Raw genomic sequence first — 17,066 nt, 5'->3', positions numbered from 1 at the left:
AAAGAAGTTTTTAAATATTTATATGGAGAAAATATAACTTATAATGAAAAAAAAGTTCCTAAAAAATATTATCAATTGGATGCTTTATATTTAAAAGATTACAATATTAATCCTCTTATATCTAAAGCTAAAATCAATAAACTAGGTATAGGCTACGATGAACTTTTAGAACTCATACAAAATGATCAAACAAGTCTTAAATATCCTGAGATTGATGAATTTAAGATAATAGCAAAATACCCACCAAATGCATTTATTTCAGATAATGAGAGGGTGTATAAAGTGGTTTTAGATCCAAAGAAAAGACATAAGGCTAATTATGAGGATATGGTAAGAATTTCACAAACTCAAGACGCAATTGATATTTATTTTCCATCGCAAGGTGAAATTTGGGCTGATGATAAAGTAGAACATATAATTAAAATACAATATTGCAATACCAGAGCTTTTTTATTGCAAAACAATTTTTGCTCTCAAAATCTTGTATTTGAAAGTTTTAGAATGAAATTAAGAGAGGATAAATATTTTAAAGATCAAATAAAATCGGATGGAATTTTTAGTCAATTTAGAGATGCAGTCTATCCTGAAAAATATGATTGGATAGTACGAAGCGATGCTTTTCTTGCCTATCGTTTCAATCAAGCTTTAGCCTTAGCTTTTTTAAATGCTTATGATAAAACAAAAGTTAATATAGAGGAATAACCATGAAAAAAATAATATGTATTTTAATGATGATTTTTTGCACACTTAATGCAGATGATAAAGAACTTAATTCAGATTATGTTATAAAAGATGATTTTTATTATGATGATGATAAAGAACTTAATTCAGATTATGTTATAAAAGATGATGTAGATTTTTATTATTTAGGTAAAATAACCCTTGGATTATTCTGTCCGAAATGTCTTGATGAATCAAATTATCTACCGATTAATTTTAGTCTTGCACGATATGAATATGATGACAATCCAACCAAAAATCTTATCACAAATTTAAGCACCCTAAAAGACAATGAATACAATGCCTTTGGAGTAGAACTACCTAAAAATGTTATTTTAGAAGTTTTTGAATTTGGAGAAAAACATAAGGATAAATTCTCTAATCTGGTAAAACAATATCCTTTCGTTCAACTTGTTTTTTCACAATGGCTTACTATTAAACTCTATGAAAAACAAAAACAACTTACAAATAATCCTAATTTAGACTATGAAGAGTTTTTAAAAAATTTCACTTCTACTTTTAATCATAAAAGTTATAATCTTCTTGATGCTATTCGTCAATTAAAAATTGAAAATGTCAATTATAGATATGATAGGAATTTTAACATCATAGATACCGCAACAGCACTTGATCTTGATGTTTCAAGTGCTGATACTATCACTCTTTATGATATCATTTATGATATTATCCCTAATTCTATTAGAAAAGTATTTTTAAAAGATGAAAATCTTTTAAAAACTTATTTACCTTTAAATCAAGATCAGTTTTTTTATAAAGAAAGTATTCTGGAAGTAGATGGAAATTATGAAGTGAATTTAAATTTGCTTTCTTCAAAGGATTATAAGATCGATCCTATTATACCTAAAGCTAAAATCAATAAACTAGGTATAGGTTATGATGAACTTTTAGAACTCATACAAAATGATCAAACAAATATTAAATATCCTGAGTTTTATGGGCTTAAAGTGATAAATAAAACACTCCATGTTGAAAATGGTAACGACCTTAAATATAAAGTGATTTTGGATAAAAAACATCAATCTAATTATAAGGAAATAGTTAAATTTTCGCGAATTGGCAATCTATATGATTTACCAATAGATGGATGGCCTTGGAGTGAGGATAATGTAGAAGAAGTAATTGCTAAGCAAAAATATGATAGCAGTGTTTTTTTAATACAAAATAATTTTCATACTAAAAATCTTGTATTTGAAAGCTGTAGAATGAATTTGGGGAAAGATAAGAATTTTCTAAAAGAACGAATGATGATTTTTCGTGAGGATAATGAAGAAGCTTATCCTTGGCGATATGATTGGATAGTGCGAAGCGATGCTTTTCTTGCTTATCGTTTCAATCAAGCTTTAGCTTTAGCTTTTTTAAATGCTTACAATAAATAGAGTAGATTAGTTTAATCTACTTTTTTATTTAATAGATTCTAAAGTGTTATATGACAAATTTATATTCTTAATGTTAATCAAGTTTGTTTTAAATTTTTGAGGAATTTTAAGAATTGGTAAAAATTTGATTAGAAGTGGTGGATTTAGCAGGACTCGAACCTGCGACCAACCGGTTATGAGCCGGTTGCTCTAACCAACTGAGCTATAAATCCATTTTAAAAGCGAGAATTATAACTTATTTTTGCTTAAAAATATTTTATTTATCTATCCAAAAATATCTGAACGTGATAAGATGTTGCAGTATTCCAAAAAAGATCATAAAAATAGTAAAAGAACTTCCACCATAGCTAAAGAAAGGCAATGGAATTCCAACAACTGGAGCAAAACCTATAGTCATAGAAATATTTACCGCAACGTAAATAAAAATAAATAAGGCAACACAATTAACCACCACTCGGGTAAAATAGTCATTTTTAAGCTTATTATTAAGACTTAAAAGGTGAAAAATAAGTAAAACATACAATAAAATTAAAACCAATCCGCCTAAAAATCCAAATCTTTCTACCAAATAAGCGAAAATAAAATCACTTGTAGATATAGGTAGAAAGTTAAAATGTGTTTGAGTAGCCTCATCTTCTGATTTGCCAGTAAGGCCGCCATTGCCTATGGCTATCATAGATTGAGCGACTTGATAGCTTGGTTTTTCTGCTATAAAATCATGAATTCTTTGTTTTTGGTAAGGTTTTAAAAAATGTGTATAGATTATAGGTGAACTAATACTTATAACAAGAATAATACTCAACCAAATTTTATAATGAACTCCCATGATAAAAAGCACTCCAAAGCCAACAATTAATAATACGGTCGCACTTCCTAAATCCGGTTCTTTTGCTATCAATAAAAAAGGCAAAATAATAAAAAAACTGATTTTTGCAAATTCTTTGAGTTTGTAACCATTTTGTGGTGGTGGGTTTTGATAAATCAAATAAGCAAGCATTAGAATAAAACTTGGTTTAAAAATTTCTGAAGGCTGTATTGTAAATTGTGTAAAAGGAATTTCTAGCCATCTTTTTGCTCCCAGTTTTTCAACCCCAAAAATATCAACGCTTGAAAGTAGAAAAATATTTATAAAATAGGCTACAGGAATAAGCCAAATTAGTTTCCGAATGGGGATAAAGAAAAAGATAAAAAAGGCGAGTGTGCCAACACAAGTGTAGACAAATTGTTTTTCTGCTAATAAAGCATGGGCTTCAAAAATTAAAAAAAAGGAAAGAAGTATTATAGGTGTGAATAATATAGGTTGCATATAATCAAAATGTGTTAATATTCTTCTATCCAATATAAACAAAATTTGCCTTTTTAAACTATAATATTAAAATTATAATTATAGAATAAGATTTTAAATCTAATGAGATAATTTAGGAAAAAATGCAAACTTTTTTAGCGGATGAAAATTTAAGATTGGATATTTTTTTAGCAAAAATATTAAAACAAAGTCGTAATCAAGTAGCATTGCTTATAGAAAAAAAATGTGTAAAAGTTAATAACCAAATTCAAAATAAAAATTCATTTAAATTAAAAATTGGCGATGAAATTTGCGTAGAACTTCCTTCTTTAGAGTGTAAAGAAAAAAAGTCTTTTGATGTGAATTTTGATATAGAAATTTTATATGAAGATGAGGATTTGCTTGTTTTAAATAAGCCTTCAAATTTGGTGGTGCATGGGGCAAGTAGTGTTAAGGATTTGACTTTGGTGGATTGGCTGCTTGCGAAAAATTATACCCTATCTAATTTAGGCGGAGAAATTCGAGCAGGGCTTGTTCATAGACTTGATAAGGATACAAGCGGGGCTATACTTATAGCTAAAAATAATTTCACTCATCAAAAGCTTAGCGAACAATTAAGCGATAAAACTATGGGAAGAATTTATTTAGCATTAATTGATTTGTCACTAAAAGACGATAAAATTATAATCGAAAAATCTTTAGCCAGATCTCAAACAAACGCTATAAAAAAAATAGCAGTGGAGGATAATGCTAAAGGGAGTAAGTATGCTAAAAGTGCTTTTACTAATCTAATTGCAAATGAGGATGTTAATTTAATCGCTGCAAAACTTTTTACAGGCAGAACACATCAAATAAGGGCGCATTTAGCGAGTATAAATCGTCATATCTTAGGCGATAAATTATATGGCTATAGAGGAAAATATGAAGGTAGGGTGATGCTTCATGCTTATTTTTTATATTTTATTCACCCTAAGAAAAAGGAAACAATTTTTGTTAAAGCTCCTTTGATGGAGGATTTTAAAGAGATTTTAAATAATAAATTTATTTTAGGAGAGATGGATGAAAAAATTTCACTTGAGTCTTTGCTTAAGCGTTTTGATTCTTTTATTTAGTGCTTGTAGTGTTTCGCAGGTTTCAAACACTGAGTCCAGTAAAGAAGTATTGATTAATGAAAGTTTGCCTAAGATGGATGATGTTAAAACTCTTAGCGATATGAGTAATATAGCTTTTGAGTGGGAGCCTTTGTATGATGATAATATACAAGGTTTTTATTTGTATCGTTCTAGTGATGAAGATCCTCAATTTAAACTTGTAGCGACTATCAAAGATAAATTTCAAACTCATTATGTAGATACAAATCTTAAACCTAATACAAAATATTATTACAAAATGAGAAGTTTTGATAATCAAGGACATCCTTCAGAAGATGGTAAAATTTTTGAAGCAAGTACCATGCCAAGACTTGAGGCTATTCCTTTTGTTCAAGCTATAACTAATTTACCAAATCGTATTAAATTAATCTGGCGTCCTCATCCTGACTTAAGAGTCAATTCTTATATCATTGAAAGATCAAAAAGCAATGAAGATAATTTTAAAAAAATCGCCGAAGTTAAAAATCGTTTAAGTGCAGAGTATATAGACAAAGATTTAAAACCTAATGAAAATTTTAATTATCAAATTATTGCTGTAAGTTTTGATGGGATTAAAAGTGAGCCAAGTCAAGTCTTAAATTCTACAAGCAAAGCTTTGCCGCCAGAGGTGCAAAATTTAAATGCTAGTTCAGATGCTTCTAATAAAATAATTTTAACATGGGATGCACCTGCTTATAAAGATTTTTCTTATTATAAAGTTTATTCTACGAGTTCAAGTTTTCTCCCTTATACTCTCATTGCTAAAACAGATAAAAATTCTTATGAAGATTTAGTTGAGGGTTCAGATGAAATTAAATATTATAAAGTAACTATGGTTGATGTAGATGGTTTAGAAAGTCCTATGCCAAAAAATGGGGTTGAAGGAAAAACCTTAGGTATTCCTTCTTCTCCAAGTATTATCCTAGCTCAAAGCACACCTGAAGGGATTAATCTTGAATGGATTGATGGGGATTCTAGAGCTGTAGAATATGAAGTTAGACGCTATGGCGGAGAGCAAAATGCTATTTTTAAAGGTATCAAAGAAAAACAATTAAAAGATATTAAAGCTTTGCCAGGAGTAGAATACAGTTATGAGGTTATCGCAATTGATTCTGCTGGGTTGCGTTCGGAGCCTTCAAAAAGAGTTAAGGCAGCGCAATAGTGCCAAATTTCAAAGTTAAAAAAATTAAAGATCTGATTCTACCTTTTAAAAAAGACGAGGTAGAATTAGAATGGATGGCTGAAAATAATAATGTTATTTTAATATATACTAAAGTAAATGAAGAGAGTTTCTTTTTGCAGGTTAAAAAAGAAAAAGATAGTTTTGTTATCAAGGGTGATAAGCATACTAAACCTTCCAAAATAGCTTATTTGCAAAAATCTTTACAGATTTTTAGGGATTATTTTTGCAATCATGAAGATATTATTAATGAAGCTTTTGCATTTAAACACAATGCATTGATTGAAAAAACTTCTTTAATTGCATATGATTTTGATCAATTATTATCGAAAATTAAGGGAAAAATTTATATTGAAATAGGATTTGGATCAGGCAGGCATTTGCTTTATCAAGCCAAAAATAATCCAGATACTTTAATAATAGGGGTTGAAATTTATAATCCAGCTATCACTCAAGTAGCTAAATTGGCAAAGAGTCAAAATTTAAGCAATATTATGCTAATACAAAGTGATGCTAGGCTTTTACTTAGCGTACTTGAGTCAAATTCTGTAGAAAAAATTTTTTTACATTTTCCAGTCCCTTGGGATAAAAAACCACATAGACGCGTTATTGCGAAAAATTTTTGCCAAGAATGTGCTAGAGTTTTAGGAAAAAATGGGAGATTTGAGCTTAGAACGGATAGTTATGAATATTTTGATTTTACGCTTAAGCAATTTTTACATTTTAGCACTCCAAAATTTAGCCTTAGAAAAAATGAAGACCTTGAAATTTCTAGTAAATATGAAGATAGATGGAAAAGACAAAATAAAGATATTTTTGATCTTTGGGTGTGGAATTTAGATAGTGTTTGTGATGAGCTAAATTTAGATGATTTTGATTTTTCTGATATGACATTTAATGCAAATGATTTAATTCTTTTAGAGAAAAATTTTAAGAATTTAACTTTAAAAGGAGATGATTATTTTTTGCATTTTGAAAATTTGTATCAAGCAAAAGAAGGTTTGATTTTTAAAATAGCTTTTGGAGCTTTTAATAAACCTGAACATAGTTATATTTATGTGGGTGAAAAAATAGAATTTTTATTTAAAAAACCTTTTAGGATTAAAGAAAATTTGAAAGCAATGGAAAAATTAAAAAAGGTGCTTAAATTTCATTTTGATACCGCGTTATTTTCTTGAAATTTAAGTAAAAACAAAGCATAATTAAAAAATTTGAAAATTGAAGAGGAAGAAAAATGCCCAATTTAATTCAAGCAAATAAACTTTCTTTAGGCTATGATGAATTGGTTATCAAAGAAGCAAGTTTTACTTTTAAAGACGATGATTTTGTTTTTATTACAGGAAAAAGTGGAAGTGGAAAAAGTACACTTTTGAAATCTTTTTATGGAGATTTGGAGCTTCTTTCAGGGCAACTTCAAGTTTGCGGTTCTTCGATGAAAAAAATCGGTAATTTAGACCTTTTAAAATTACGCCAAAGAATAGGCATTATTTTTCAAGATTATAGACTTATACAAGAATATACCGTTGAAAAAAATGTTATGCTTCCTTTAATGATTAAAGGATATAGTAAAAAAGTTTGTCAAGATCAAGCAAATAAACTTTTAAAACATGTCAATCTAACTTTTAAAGCCGATAAATTGCCTAATCAGCTAAGTGGGGGTGAGCAGCAACGTGTAGCTATGGCTAGGGCTTTAGCGCATAATCCAAAACTTTTGCTTTGCGATGAGCCTACGGGAAATTTGGACGAGTATTCTTCGGATATCATTTGGACGCTTTTAAAATCAGCTAGAGAACTTTTGGGAACTTGTGTGGTTGTAGTTACTCATAGAATACCGGTTAATTTGAGATTGAATTATCGTCGTTTTAATATAGAGAATGGAACAATGAATGAAATTTTTTAGAACACATTTATCTTTAATTTTACCTTTACTTTTTATGATGTTTGCATTTGAGTTTATTTTGCTTACTAATTCGACTTTAAAATATTATGAAGAGTTGGCAAATAAAGATTATAATATCATAGTTGTGAGTTCCAATGAGCTTGATAAAAATGTTATTAAAACCAAAATCCCTTCTTTTTCTAGTTTGGAAATTTTGGATCCAAAAAATTTAATCGAGCGTTTAAAAAATGATATTTCAGATAAAAATTTAAAAGCATTAAAAAATTCTTTACCCAAATTTTATAGCATAAAATTAAACCATTTGCCCACTCAAAACGAACTTGATACGATTAAAAATCAGCTTTTAAGTATTTCAGGTATTAGCAAAATCGAAACTTTCGCTAAGACACATGATAAGGTTTATTCTTTACTTGTTTTAATGAAATTTGTATTTTGGTTATTTTTATTTATTATTATCGTTCTTTCTTTTGTTTTATTTTTGAAACAAATGAGAATTTGGCTTTTTGAACATACAGAACGCGTGGAAATTATGTGTCTTTTTGGGGCGCCATTTTGGTTTAGATCTTTTATGCTTTATAAGATTGTATTTATGGATTGTTTGATCGCTTTTATTATTTTATTGATATTTTTTACGCAAATTTACGATCTTGAAATCATACAAAATCATTTAAAAGCTGTGGATATTGTATTACCTCCAATCAATTTTGTTTTACAGCTTAGTTTGATTTTTTTAGCTACTTTATTTGTATGTTTATTGTTTGTCAATTCTGTAATGTTTAGGGTTAAAAAATGACAAAAAAGATTTTTTCTATCTTTTTGTTTCTTTTTTTAGCCTTTGGATCAATTTATGCAAACGCTATAAATGAGAAAGCAAAAAATTTAGAAGAAAATAAACGCATACAGCAACAACTTAATAAAAAACTTGAAGATTTGGCAAGTGATATATTAAGTGGAGAAAAAACTTTAAAAGACTTAAGTTCGCAAATTCAAACGCTTAATTCTCAAACTGCTAAACTTGAAGAAAATGCAAAGGCTCAATATAAAGAACTCAATTTGCTTACAACTCAAAATGGTGATCTTTTAAAAACTAGAGCAAATATGGAGGGAAAATTAATCGCTTTGATGGCGAAAGATTTTGCTTATGATTTACCCATACCACAAGGTTATGTTGAAGGTAAAGAAAGTTTTATGGCTTTTGAAATTTTAGGGAATTTAGACAAAGTTTTAAGCAGTGAGATTTTCAAACTTTCTAAAGATTACGAAGATGTTAGTAAAATGATTGATGATAAACAAATGCAAATTCAAAAAATTAATGACAATTTAAAAGTTTATAATGCGCAACTTGTTAAACTTCAAGATTTAAGAAAAAAACAAATCGATGAAATTAATAAACAAAAAACAGATCGTGCAATTTATGTCAAAAAACTTGAAGATTTACAAGCTCAACAAGATGAATTAAGAAAAACCCTTGATCAATTAAGAATAATACAAAGAAAACAAGAAGAGAAGGAGCAAGAAAAACCATCGATTAGTAATTCAAAAATTGCAAATAATAATCAAAAAATTCGCCAACTCGGTTCAAGTTATCAAGGTGGTGTGATTAAACGTTATACAGGAAAAAAAACAATAGCACCTTTGGATTCTTTCACTGTTAAGCAAAAATTTGGAAATTATATAGATCCAGTCTATAATATTAAAATCTTTAATGAAAGTGTTGTTTTAAAAAGCACAAAGTCCGATGCTGTGGTTAAAAATGTTTTAAATGGTAAAGTAGTTTTTGCAAAAGATACAAGTATGCTAGCACGCGTTGTTATCGTGGAACACGATGATGGAATACATACGATTTATGCACATCTTGATAAAATAGCTCCAAATATCAAAGTAGGAAAAAATATTAAAAAAGGTGCTATAGTGGGTAGGATTAAAAATGATTTAACCTTTGAAGTTACTCAAAAAAATTTTCATATCAATCCTTTGGAGTTGATCAGTCTAAATTAGCTAATTTTAATTCACTTTAAACTATAATTTCACAGATTAAGGAGAGATTATGCAAGATAAAAAAAGAGTTTTGGTAAAATTTTCAGGTGAAGCTTTAGCTGGAGAGAATGGCTTTGGAATTGAAAATTCTATCTTAAAATTTATCGCCAATGAAATTAAAGAATTAGTAAAAAATGATATAGAAGTAGGTATAGTAATAGGTGGTGGAAACATCATTAGGGGCGTTTCTGTAGCTAAAGGAGGGCTTATTAAGCGCACAAGTGGAGATCATATGGGTATGCTTGCCACTGTGATTAACGCTATTGCGATTCAAGAAGCTTTGGAAAGTTCTGGACTTGATGTTAGGGTTCAAAGTGCGATACAAATGGAAGCATTTTGTGAAACTTATATTATGAGAAGAGCACATAGACATTTGGAAAAAGGTCGAGTGGTTATTTTTGCTGCTGGAACTGGAAATCCTTATTTTACAACTGATACTACAGCTATTTTAAGGGCAGTAGAAATCAATGCGCATATGGTTATAAAAGCAACAAAAGTCAATGGTGTTTATGATAAAGATCCAAATAAATTTGATGATGCGGTGTTTTTGCAAACTTTAACTTATGATGAAGCTATGCAAGATAATATTAAAGTTATGGATGATACGGCTATTGCTTTGGCTAAAGATAATTCTTTGCCAATAGTAGTTTGTAATATGTTTGAAGAAGGCAATTTATTAAAAATTATACAAGGTGATACAAGCCTTTGTTCTATAGTTAAAAATCAATAAAGGAGAAAAAATGGATTGCAGAATAGAAGAGATAGCAGCAAAAGCTCTAAAAAAAATGGGAGATGATCGTTATCGTTTATCTTTAGTGGTAGCTAAAAGAGCAGAGCAATTAGCTGATGGAGCTACACCTTTAGTTGATATTGATAAAAATAAATTAAAATTTGCTGACATCGCTTTATTTGAAATAGCAGAAGATAAAATCACTTTAGAGGGTTTAGGTGAGACCGATCGATGAGGATTTATTGTTAGAAAAACTCATTGATGATGTTAAAAATTGTAAGGACTTAACAAGGGCAAAAGAACTTCTTTTTTGCGTTTGCGAAAGTGATTCTACTTTAGAAAAAGCGGTAGAATATTGTGTATTTTACCATGAAGGACAGATGAGAAAAAGCGGTGAGCCTTATGCCATACATCCTATTTTAGTGGCTACTTTAGTAGGCTTTTTAAGTGATAATAAAGCTGCTATTTTGGCCGCTCTTTTGCATGATATTATTGAAGATACTGAATGTACAGAAGAAGAGTTAAGTAAAACTTTTGGACATGATGTTTTAAAATTGGTTTTAGGATTAACTAAAATAATAGAAATTAGAGAAGATAATCTCATTTCTTCAAAATCGAAAAAAAATTTAACCAAATCCGCACTAACATTTAGAAATATGCTTTTGGCAAGCACTCAAGATGTGGGTGTTTTAATCGTCAAGCTTTGTGATAGACTGCACAATATGCTAACTTTAGACGCCTTAAGAGAAGATAAGCAAAAAAGAATTAGTGAAGAAACCTTAGTTGTTTATGCTCCTATAGCACATAGGCTTGGAATTTCTAGTATTAAAAATTACTTAGAAGATTTAAGCTTTAAATATTTGATGCCTGATGAATATAATATAATAGATAATTATATTAATTCTAATGATCAGCAAATGCAATTAGGACTTAATGAATTCATTTCAAAAATAGAAATTCTATTTTTAAGTAATGGTTTTAGGCAAGGAAGTTTTAAAATTCAAAAGCGTATTAAGCATAGCTATTCTATTTATCTTAAGATGCAAAGAAAAGGTATAGGTATAGAAGAAGTGCTTGATTTATTAGGTGTGAGAATTTTAGTTGAAAAAGTGAGTGATTGTTATTTGGCTTTGGGAATTTTACATACAAATTTCAATCCTTTAATTTCTCGTTTTAAAGATTATATAGCTTTGCCAAAACAAAACGGATATCAAACGATACATACAACACTTTTTGATACAAAAAATATTATTGAGGCGCAAATTAGAACTTTTGATATGCATAAAATTGCAGAATTTGGGATCGCTGCACATTGGAAATATAAAGAAGACGGTAGTGTTGTTGCGCCAAATTTAGATTGGCTAACTGATATTTCAATACAAAGTGCTAACAATCCTCAAAATGCGGAAGATTACAATGCTATTGAACTTTATGAATACGCTAAAGATAGCCTTTATGTAGAAGATATAGCCGTGTATTCTCCAAAAGGAGAAATTTTTACTTTACCTAGAGGAGCAACAGCTCTTGATTTTGCTTATGAAGTGCATACTAAAATTGGACTTCATGCAAAAAGTGCTTATGTTAATCGAGTTAAAGTTCCTTTGCTTACAGAATTAAAAAATGGTGATATTGTTCGCGTTGTAACGAGTGAAGATAAATTTTATCGTTGTTCGTGGATTGATAGTGTTAAAACAGGAAAAGCTAAAGCTAGTATTAGAGAATTTTGTAAGCAAAAAATAAGAGAAATTAATCTCGCAAGTGCTATTAATATGCTTAGTTTTGTTTTTGGTGTGGATAAAAATAAAATAGAAGCTTGGATAGAAAAAGAAAATTTAGGAAGACGCATACGAGAAGTAGCTAATGATAATACCTATCTTAAGGATATTGTCAATGGACTTAAAAAATATGCAAAAAAATCTTATTGGTTTGATAAATATGAAATTCAAGAATACAATATAGGAAATTTTTTAATCTATTCTAATCATAAAATAGCTAATGTAGATTTTGACTATTGTTGTCATCCTAAAAGAGGCGATGCTGTGGTTGCTTTTGTAGAGGGCGGAAATGCTATTGTGCATCATAAGCTTTGTGATAGAGCAGAAAAAATGATAGATAAAAAAAGAGATATGGTTTTTATCAAATGGGATTCTAATATACCAAAATCTTACAAACTTATTTTTTCTTTAGAAAATAAAAAAGGGGTTTTAGCAGAGTTTTTGGCAGTTTTAGCTAAAATGCAGATTAATTTATTGACAATCAATTTGGCAAAAGATATAAACTCAACCGTGGATTATTTTGAAATAACAATGGAAATTCCAGAAAACATAAATCCAGATAGTGTTCGCGAGAGATTAAAAATTCATTGTAAAATTTTAGATTTTGTATCTTTAAACGATGCCTATAAAGAAAGTTAAAGGATAAAAATGAACATAAAAGATATTTTAGCCGAAGTTAAAAGAGGGTGTGCAGAGCTTATCGATGAAGAAAAAATAGAATCATTAATAAAAAATTATTATGAAAAGGGTGAAAATTTTTTCGTTAAAGCGGGCTTTGATCCTACGGCGCCTGATTTGCATTTAGGACATAGCGTGGTTTTAAACAAAATGGCTTTTTTGCAAAAACATGGAGCCATAGTACAATTTTTAATCGGTGATTTTACAGGACAAATTGGCGATCCAAGCGGTAAAAATGCTACAAGAAAAAAACTAGATAAAGAGCAGGTTTTAATCAATGCAAAAACTTATGAAAAACAAGTTTTTAAAATTTTAGATAAAGAAAAAACACAGATTAAATTTAACTCCGTTTGGCTTAATGAACTTGGAGCTAGCGGTTTGGTAGAGCTTACTTCAACCTTTAGCGTAGCAAGAATGCTTGAGCGTGATGATTTTACAAAACGCTTTAAAGAGCAAAGTTCCATTAGTATTTGTGAATTTTTATATCCTTTGCTTCAAGGTTATGATAGTGTTTTCTTAAAAAGTGATATAGAAATGGGTGGAACTGATCAAAAATTTAATCTTTTAATGGGTAGACATCTTCAAAGAATTTACAATACAGGTAAAGAACAAGCGGTGATAATGATGCCCCTTTTAGAAGGATTAGATGGTGTTAATAAAATGAGTAAAAGTTTAAACAACTATATAGGTGTTACAGAAAAACCTAATGATATGTATGCTAAAATTCTAAGTATTAGTGATGAGTTAATGTTTAGATATTATGAGCTTTTAAGTCAAAAAACTTTAAAAGAGCTTGAAGATATAAGAAATGATATAAAAAATGCTAAATTACATCCTAAAAAAGCTAAAGAAAATTTGGCTTTAGAGATTGTTGAGCGTTTTTACACTAAAGAAGATGCAATATTTGCAAAAGAAGAATTTGATAGAATTCATAGTGCTAATGCCTTGCCAAGTGAAATTAAAGAATTTGAATTTAAGGGTGAAAGTATTTGGTTAGCTAAAGCTTTAGTATTGTGTGAATTAGAAAATTCAACCTCTGCTGCAAGAAGAAGTATAGGTGCTAATGCAGTGAGTGTGAATTCGCAAAAAATTAATGATGAACAAATGCAATTAAATACTGGAGAATATATTTTACAAATGGGTAAAAGAAAATTTGCAAAATTAAAGGTTAAGGAATGAGTTTTAAATCTCTTCAAATAGGAAAACATTTAATTAAATATCCCATTTTTCAAGGGGGGATGGGTTTAGGTATTAGTTGGGATAAGTTAGCTTCAGCTGTGTCTTTAAATGGTGGGCTTGGCATAATTTCATCTGTTGGAACAGGGTATTATGAAAATCGCTCTTATGTAAGTAAAGAACTTAATGCTAAACCTTATGGAAGTGAGAATTTTTACTCAAGAAAAGGCTTACAAGCTTTGATCGATAATGCTAGAAAAGTTTGTGGCGATGCACCTTTGGGATGCAATATACTTTGTGCAAGTAATGATTATGCAAGAATTGCTAAAGATGCTTGTGAAGTTGGATTTAATGTTATTGTTTCAGGTGCAGGACTTCCAACAAATTTGCCAGAATTTACTATGGATTTTCCAGACGTTGCTTTAGTGCCTATTGTTTCATCGGCTAAGGCTTTAAAAATCATTTGTAAAAGATGGCAAAACCGTTACAATCGTTTGCCAGATGCTGTAGTACTTGAAGGACCAAAAAGTGGGGGACATCAAGGTTTTACTTATGAACAATGTCTTGATCCAGATTATCAGTTGGAGAGGTTAATTGCTCCAGTGGTTGAAGAAGCTAAAAATTGGGGTTCATTTCCAGTGATTGCAGCAGGAGGAATTTGGGATAAGAAAGATATTGAAAATGCGATCGCATTGGGTGCGAGTGGAGTGCAAATGGGAACGCGTTTCATTGGTACTTTTGAGTGTGATGCTAGTGATGATTTTAAAAATGTTTTATTATCTTGCAAGGAAGAAGATATAGAACTTATTAAATCTCCAGTTGGATATCCTGCGAGAGGTGTAAGAACTAATTTACTTGATTTAGTCGATAAAAGAATGGGGCCTAAGATAAATTGCATTAGTAATTGTGTAGCTCCTTGTGGTAGAGGAAAAGAGGCTACAAAAGTTGGATATTGTATAGCCGATAGACTTTTTGATGCGTGGTCTGGAAAAAAAGAAACAGGATTATTTTTTACAGGAGCAAATGGATATCGTTTGGATAAATTAATCAGTGTTAAAGAGTTAATCGATAAGCTTGTTAATGGTGAAGAATGATTAAATTTTTATTTTTATTTTTTGTTTTTTTTAATCTTTGCTTTGGAGCGTATGAAAAAGAGCTTGATAATTTTGATAATAATTTTATTACATCTAAAGCTGATGCACAGATAAAATTTCATCAGCAATTAAAAAGTCTTTATATTCAAAGTGTTATTAATGAGGATGAAAAAACTAAGATAGAACTTTTAAAAAGATTAATTATAAGTTCAAATGTTTTAAATTTAGACGATCGATCTTACGCAGAAGAGTTGAAAGAAAGTGGAGTTAGTCAATCAAGCATTAATGCTTTAAGAAAAGCTGTTATAAAGGATAAAAAAAGAAATAATTCTCCAAACAATACTGAAATTTCTACTTTTTCACAAACTCAAAGTCAAAAAAATATTTCTAAAGAAAAAAAAGATGAAGATATAAATAAAAAGGTAGAAAAAAAACCACAGATTCAAAATAATTCCCTAGATACAAAAAAAGAAAATGATAAAATTTATGTTTTAAGTTCAAACAAGATTAACCAAAGTGTCGAGCTTAAACTAAATACAAATTTAAATGAAAATGATGTTAAAAGTTTTGTTTTAGATGAAAAAGGAAATTACCGCCATATCAGTGATTTTAATGGGGTTTTAGAGGGAGGAAAGAAAGAATATAAGATGGATGATTACCGAGTAGTCATCTCCCAATACAACCCAAAGACGATTCGCATTGTGATTTATGCCAAAGAAAGAATTCCTATCACTTTTGATTTTAATGATAAAAAATTAAAAATTTCAAAACAATCTAGTACCGTTTTAAAAACTCCAAAAAAAGAAACAACGCAAAAAGATTTGCCAAAAAAACAAGAAATTAAGCCAGTTAAAGCACAAAATTCTCAAGATAAAAAACCAAAACAAGATAAAAAAGACCCTCTATATGTCTTAGATGTTGATAAAATTTCAAATGCAGTAATACTTAATCTAAGCGATACTTTAAGCGACGATGAAATTTCGGTTTTTAGTTCCAAAGATCAAAAGTTTTTCAGACAAATTGTAAGTTTCAAAGGAATTCTAGAGGGTAATCGTAAAAATTTTACCTTTGGTAAAAACAATATTACTGTAACGCAATATAACCCAAAAACAGTTAGAATTGTTCTTAGCTCTCCAAAAGAATTTGATATTTCTAAAAATTTAGAGGATAAAAGTTTAACTTTAGGCTTTCAAAAGGATAATAAAAAAACATCCAAAAGTGATGATAAAAAAAATAAAAACAATAACAATAAAAATGTTTTAAGTTCTAATTTTAAATCAAAAAAAATTATTGTTATTGATGCAGGACATGGGGGAAAAGATAGTGGAGCTTTAGGTAATAAACAAGGAACTCTTAAAGAAAAAAATATCGTTTTAAGCACAGCTTTAAAACTTGGAAGTGAGCTTAAAAAAAGAGGTTACAGAGTCCTTTATACCAGAAGCACCGATCAATTCATTAATTTAAGAGATAGAACTAAATTTGCCAATGATAAAAGGGCGGATTTATTTATTTCTGTTCATGCTAATGCAGCACCTAATGCAAAAAAAGCTAAAAGTGCTGAAGGGGTGGAAACTTTCTTTTTAAGTCCTGCTAGAAGTGAAAGAAGTAAAAAAGCTGCCGAAAAAGAGAATCAAGGGGATTTTGAAGAAATCAATTATTTTTCAAAACAAAGTATTTTAAATTTTTTAAATCGTGAAAAAATTGTAGCATCCAATAAACTCGCTATTGATGTGCAAAAAAATATATTAACCCAAACACGAAAAAAATATAAAATAGTTGATGGTGGAGTAAGAGAGGCTCCGTTTTGGGTCCTTGTTGGAGCACAAATGCCAGCGATTTTAATTGAGATAGGATACATCACTCATCCGAGCGAAGGTCAAAGAATTGCAAGTAAAACTTTTCAAGATATTTTAGCTAAGGGAATTGCTGATGGAGTAGATAGCTATTTCTATCACAATCGCTAA

General features: G+C 29.4%; 15 protein-coding genes and 1 tRNA gene. 14 read left to right on the top strand and 2 right to left on the bottom strand.

The genetic code is table 11. The features are described from left to right. A partial coding sequence (locus H2279_RS06690; RefSeq protein WP_337196000.1) for a hypothetical protein occupies nucleotides 1-702 on the top strand: 702 nt, incomplete at its 5' end. A gap of 2 nt (nucleotides 703-704) precedes the next feature. After that, a complete protein-coding gene (locus H2279_RS06685) occupies nucleotides 705-2,117 on the top strand; it encodes a hypothetical protein (protein WP_337195999.1) in 1,413 nt (470 codons plus the stop codon). Between the two features lie 135 nt (nucleotides 2,118-2,252). Here the strand turns inward: H2279_RS06685 and H2279_RS06680 are convergent. Together H2279_RS06680 and H2279_RS06675 are read right to left on the bottom strand one after the other, a co-directional pair. After that, nucleotides 2,253-2,329 (bottom strand) — tRNA-Ile (locus H2279_RS06680). Between the two features lie 44 nt (nucleotides 2,330-2,373). After that, entirely contained in the window at nucleotides 2,374-3,465 is a 1,092-nt protein-coding gene (locus tag H2279_RS06675; RefSeq protein WP_137624379.1) for an FtsW/RodA/SpoVE family cell cycle protein, read from the bottom strand. Nucleotides 3,466-3,545: 80 nt separating this feature from the next. Here H2279_RS06675 and H2279_RS06670 point away from each other — a divergent pair, with 80 nt between their 5' ends. From H2279_RS06670 to H2279_RS06615, 12 genes are read left to right on the top strand one after another with little or no spacing between them, the layout of a single operon-like run. Then, on the top strand, nucleotides 3,546-4,514 hold the full coding sequence (locus H2279_RS06670; RefSeq protein WP_337195998.1) for an RluA family pseudouridine synthase: 969 nt from the start codon (nucleotides 3,546-3,548) through the stop codon (nucleotides 4,512-4,514). Next, a complete protein-coding gene (locus H2279_RS06665; RefSeq protein ID WP_337195997.1) occupies nucleotides 4,462-5,694 on the top strand; it encodes a fibronectin type III domain-containing protein in 1,233 nt (410 codons plus the stop codon). Before H2279_RS06670 ends, H2279_RS06665 begins: the two co-directional genes overlap by 53 nt. Further along, nucleotides 5,694-6,890, top strand: coding sequence for a tRNA (guanosine(46)-N7)-methyltransferase TrmB (gene trmB / locus H2279_RS06660; RefSeq protein WP_337195996.1), 1,197 nt, complete (start codon nucleotides 5,694-5,696; stop codon nucleotides 6,888-6,890). Before H2279_RS06665 ends, trmB begins: the two co-directional genes overlap by 1 nt. Nucleotides 6,891-6,946: 56 nt before the next feature. Continuing rightward, nucleotides 6,947-7,612, top strand: coding sequence for a cell division ATP-binding protein FtsE (locus H2279_RS06655; RefSeq protein ID WP_137624383.1), 666 nt, complete (start codon nucleotides 6,947-6,949; stop codon nucleotides 7,610-7,612). Further along, a complete protein-coding gene (locus H2279_RS06650) occupies nucleotides 7,599-8,405 on the top strand; it encodes an ABC transporter permease (protein ID WP_137624384.1) in 807 nt (268 codons plus the stop codon). The genes H2279_RS06655 and H2279_RS06650 overlap by 14 nt, the downstream gene beginning before the upstream one ends. Then, nucleotides 8,402-9,610, top strand: coding sequence for a murein hydrolase activator EnvC family protein (locus tag H2279_RS06645; protein WP_137624385.1), 1,209 nt, complete (start codon nucleotides 8,402-8,404; stop codon nucleotides 9,608-9,610). The genes H2279_RS06650 and H2279_RS06645 overlap by 4 nt, the downstream gene beginning before the upstream one ends. Nucleotides 9,611-9,659: 49 nt before the next feature. Next, on the top strand, nucleotides 9,660-10,379 hold the full coding sequence (pyrH, locus tag H2279_RS06640) for a UMP kinase (protein ID WP_137624386.1): 720 nt from the start codon (nucleotides 9,660-9,662) through the stop codon (nucleotides 10,377-10,379). 10 nt (nucleotides 10,380-10,389) lie between these two features. After that, nucleotides 10,390-10,614 carry a DNA-directed RNA polymerase subunit omega gene (locus H2279_RS06635; protein ID WP_137624387.1) on the top strand — a complete coding sequence of 75 codons (225 nt, stop codon included), beginning with the start codon at nucleotides 10,390-10,392 and terminating at the stop codon, nucleotides 10,612-10,614. Continuing rightward, on the top strand, nucleotides 10,598-12,793 hold the full coding sequence (locus H2279_RS06630) for a RelA/SpoT family protein (protein ID WP_137624388.1): 2,196 nt from the start codon (nucleotides 10,598-10,600) through the stop codon (nucleotides 12,791-12,793). Before H2279_RS06635 ends, H2279_RS06630 begins: the two co-directional genes overlap by 17 nt. A gap of 9 nt (nucleotides 12,794-12,802) precedes the next feature. Next, nucleotides 12,803-14,011, top strand: a complete 1,209-nt coding sequence (gene tyrS, locus H2279_RS06625) for a tyrosine--tRNA ligase (RefSeq protein ID WP_137624389.1) — start codon at nucleotides 12,803-12,805, stop codon at nucleotides 14,009-14,011. Then, the gene (locus H2279_RS06620) at nucleotides 14,008-15,102 is read left to right on the top strand and encodes a nitronate monooxygenase (RefSeq protein WP_137624390.1); all 1,095 of its coding nucleotides are present in this window, start codon (nucleotides 14,008-14,010) and stop codon (nucleotides 15,100-15,102) included. Before tyrS ends, H2279_RS06620 begins: the two co-directional genes overlap by 4 nt. Further along, the gene (locus H2279_RS06615; protein WP_337195995.1) at nucleotides 15,099-17,066 is read left to right on the top strand and encodes an N-acetylmuramoyl-L-alanine amidase family protein; all 1,968 of its coding nucleotides are present in this window, start codon (nucleotides 15,099-15,101) and stop codon (nucleotides 17,064-17,066) included. Before H2279_RS06620 ends, H2279_RS06615 begins: the two co-directional genes overlap by 4 nt.

The sequence above is a fragment of the Campylobacter sp. B0100352/1 genome (assembly GCF_020135855.1).
GTDB lineage: Bacteria > Campylobacterota > Campylobacteria > Campylobacterales > Campylobacteraceae > Campylobacter_D > Campylobacter_D taeniopygiae.
The sequence above is the reverse complement of the archived record's forward strand: the minus strand, read 5'-3'. Positions and strand labels throughout refer to the sequence as shown.

Excerpts from the sequence above, each read along its gene's own strand:
- H2279_RS06650 (WP_137624384.1), top strand. The coding sequence starts at position 7,599 with ATGAAATTTTTTAGAACACATTTATCTTTAATTTTACCTTTACTTTTT.
- H2279_RS06670 (WP_337195998.1), top strand. The coding sequence starts at position 3,546 with ATGCAAACTTTTTTAGCGGATGAAAATTTAAGATTGGATATTTTTTTA.
- H2279_RS06615 (WP_337195995.1), top strand. The coding sequence starts at position 15,099 with ATGATTAAATTTTTATTTTTATTTTTTGTTTTTTTTAATCTTTGCTTT.
- H2279_RS06620 (WP_137624390.1), top strand. The coding sequence starts at position 14,008 with ATGAGTTTTAAATCTCTTCAAATAGGAAAACATTTAATTAAATATCCC.
- H2279_RS06635 (WP_137624387.1), top strand. The coding sequence starts at position 10,390 with ATGGATTGCAGAATAGAAGAGATAGCAGCAAAAGCTCTAAAAAAAATG.
- H2279_RS06685 (WP_337195999.1), top strand. The coding sequence starts at position 705 with ATGAAAAAAATAATATGTATTTTAATGATGATTTTTTGCACACTTAAT.
- pyrH (WP_137624386.1), top strand. The coding sequence starts at position 9,660 with ATGCAAGATAAAAAAAGAGTTTTGGTAAAATTTTCAGGTGAAGCTTTA.
- tyrS (WP_137624389.1), top strand. The coding sequence starts at position 12,803 with ATGAACATAAAAGATATTTTAGCCGAAGTTAAAAGAGGGTGTGCAGAG.
- H2279_RS06655 (WP_137624383.1), top strand. The coding sequence starts at position 6,947 with ATGCCCAATTTAATTCAAGCAAATAAACTTTCTTTAGGCTATGATGAA.
- H2279_RS06645 (WP_137624385.1), top strand. The coding sequence starts at position 8,402 with ATGACAAAAAAGATTTTTTCTATCTTTTTGTTTCTTTTTTTAGCCTTT.
- H2279_RS06665 (WP_337195997.1), top strand. The coding sequence starts at position 4,462 with ATGAAAAAATTTCACTTGAGTCTTTGCTTAAGCGTTTTGATTCTTTTA.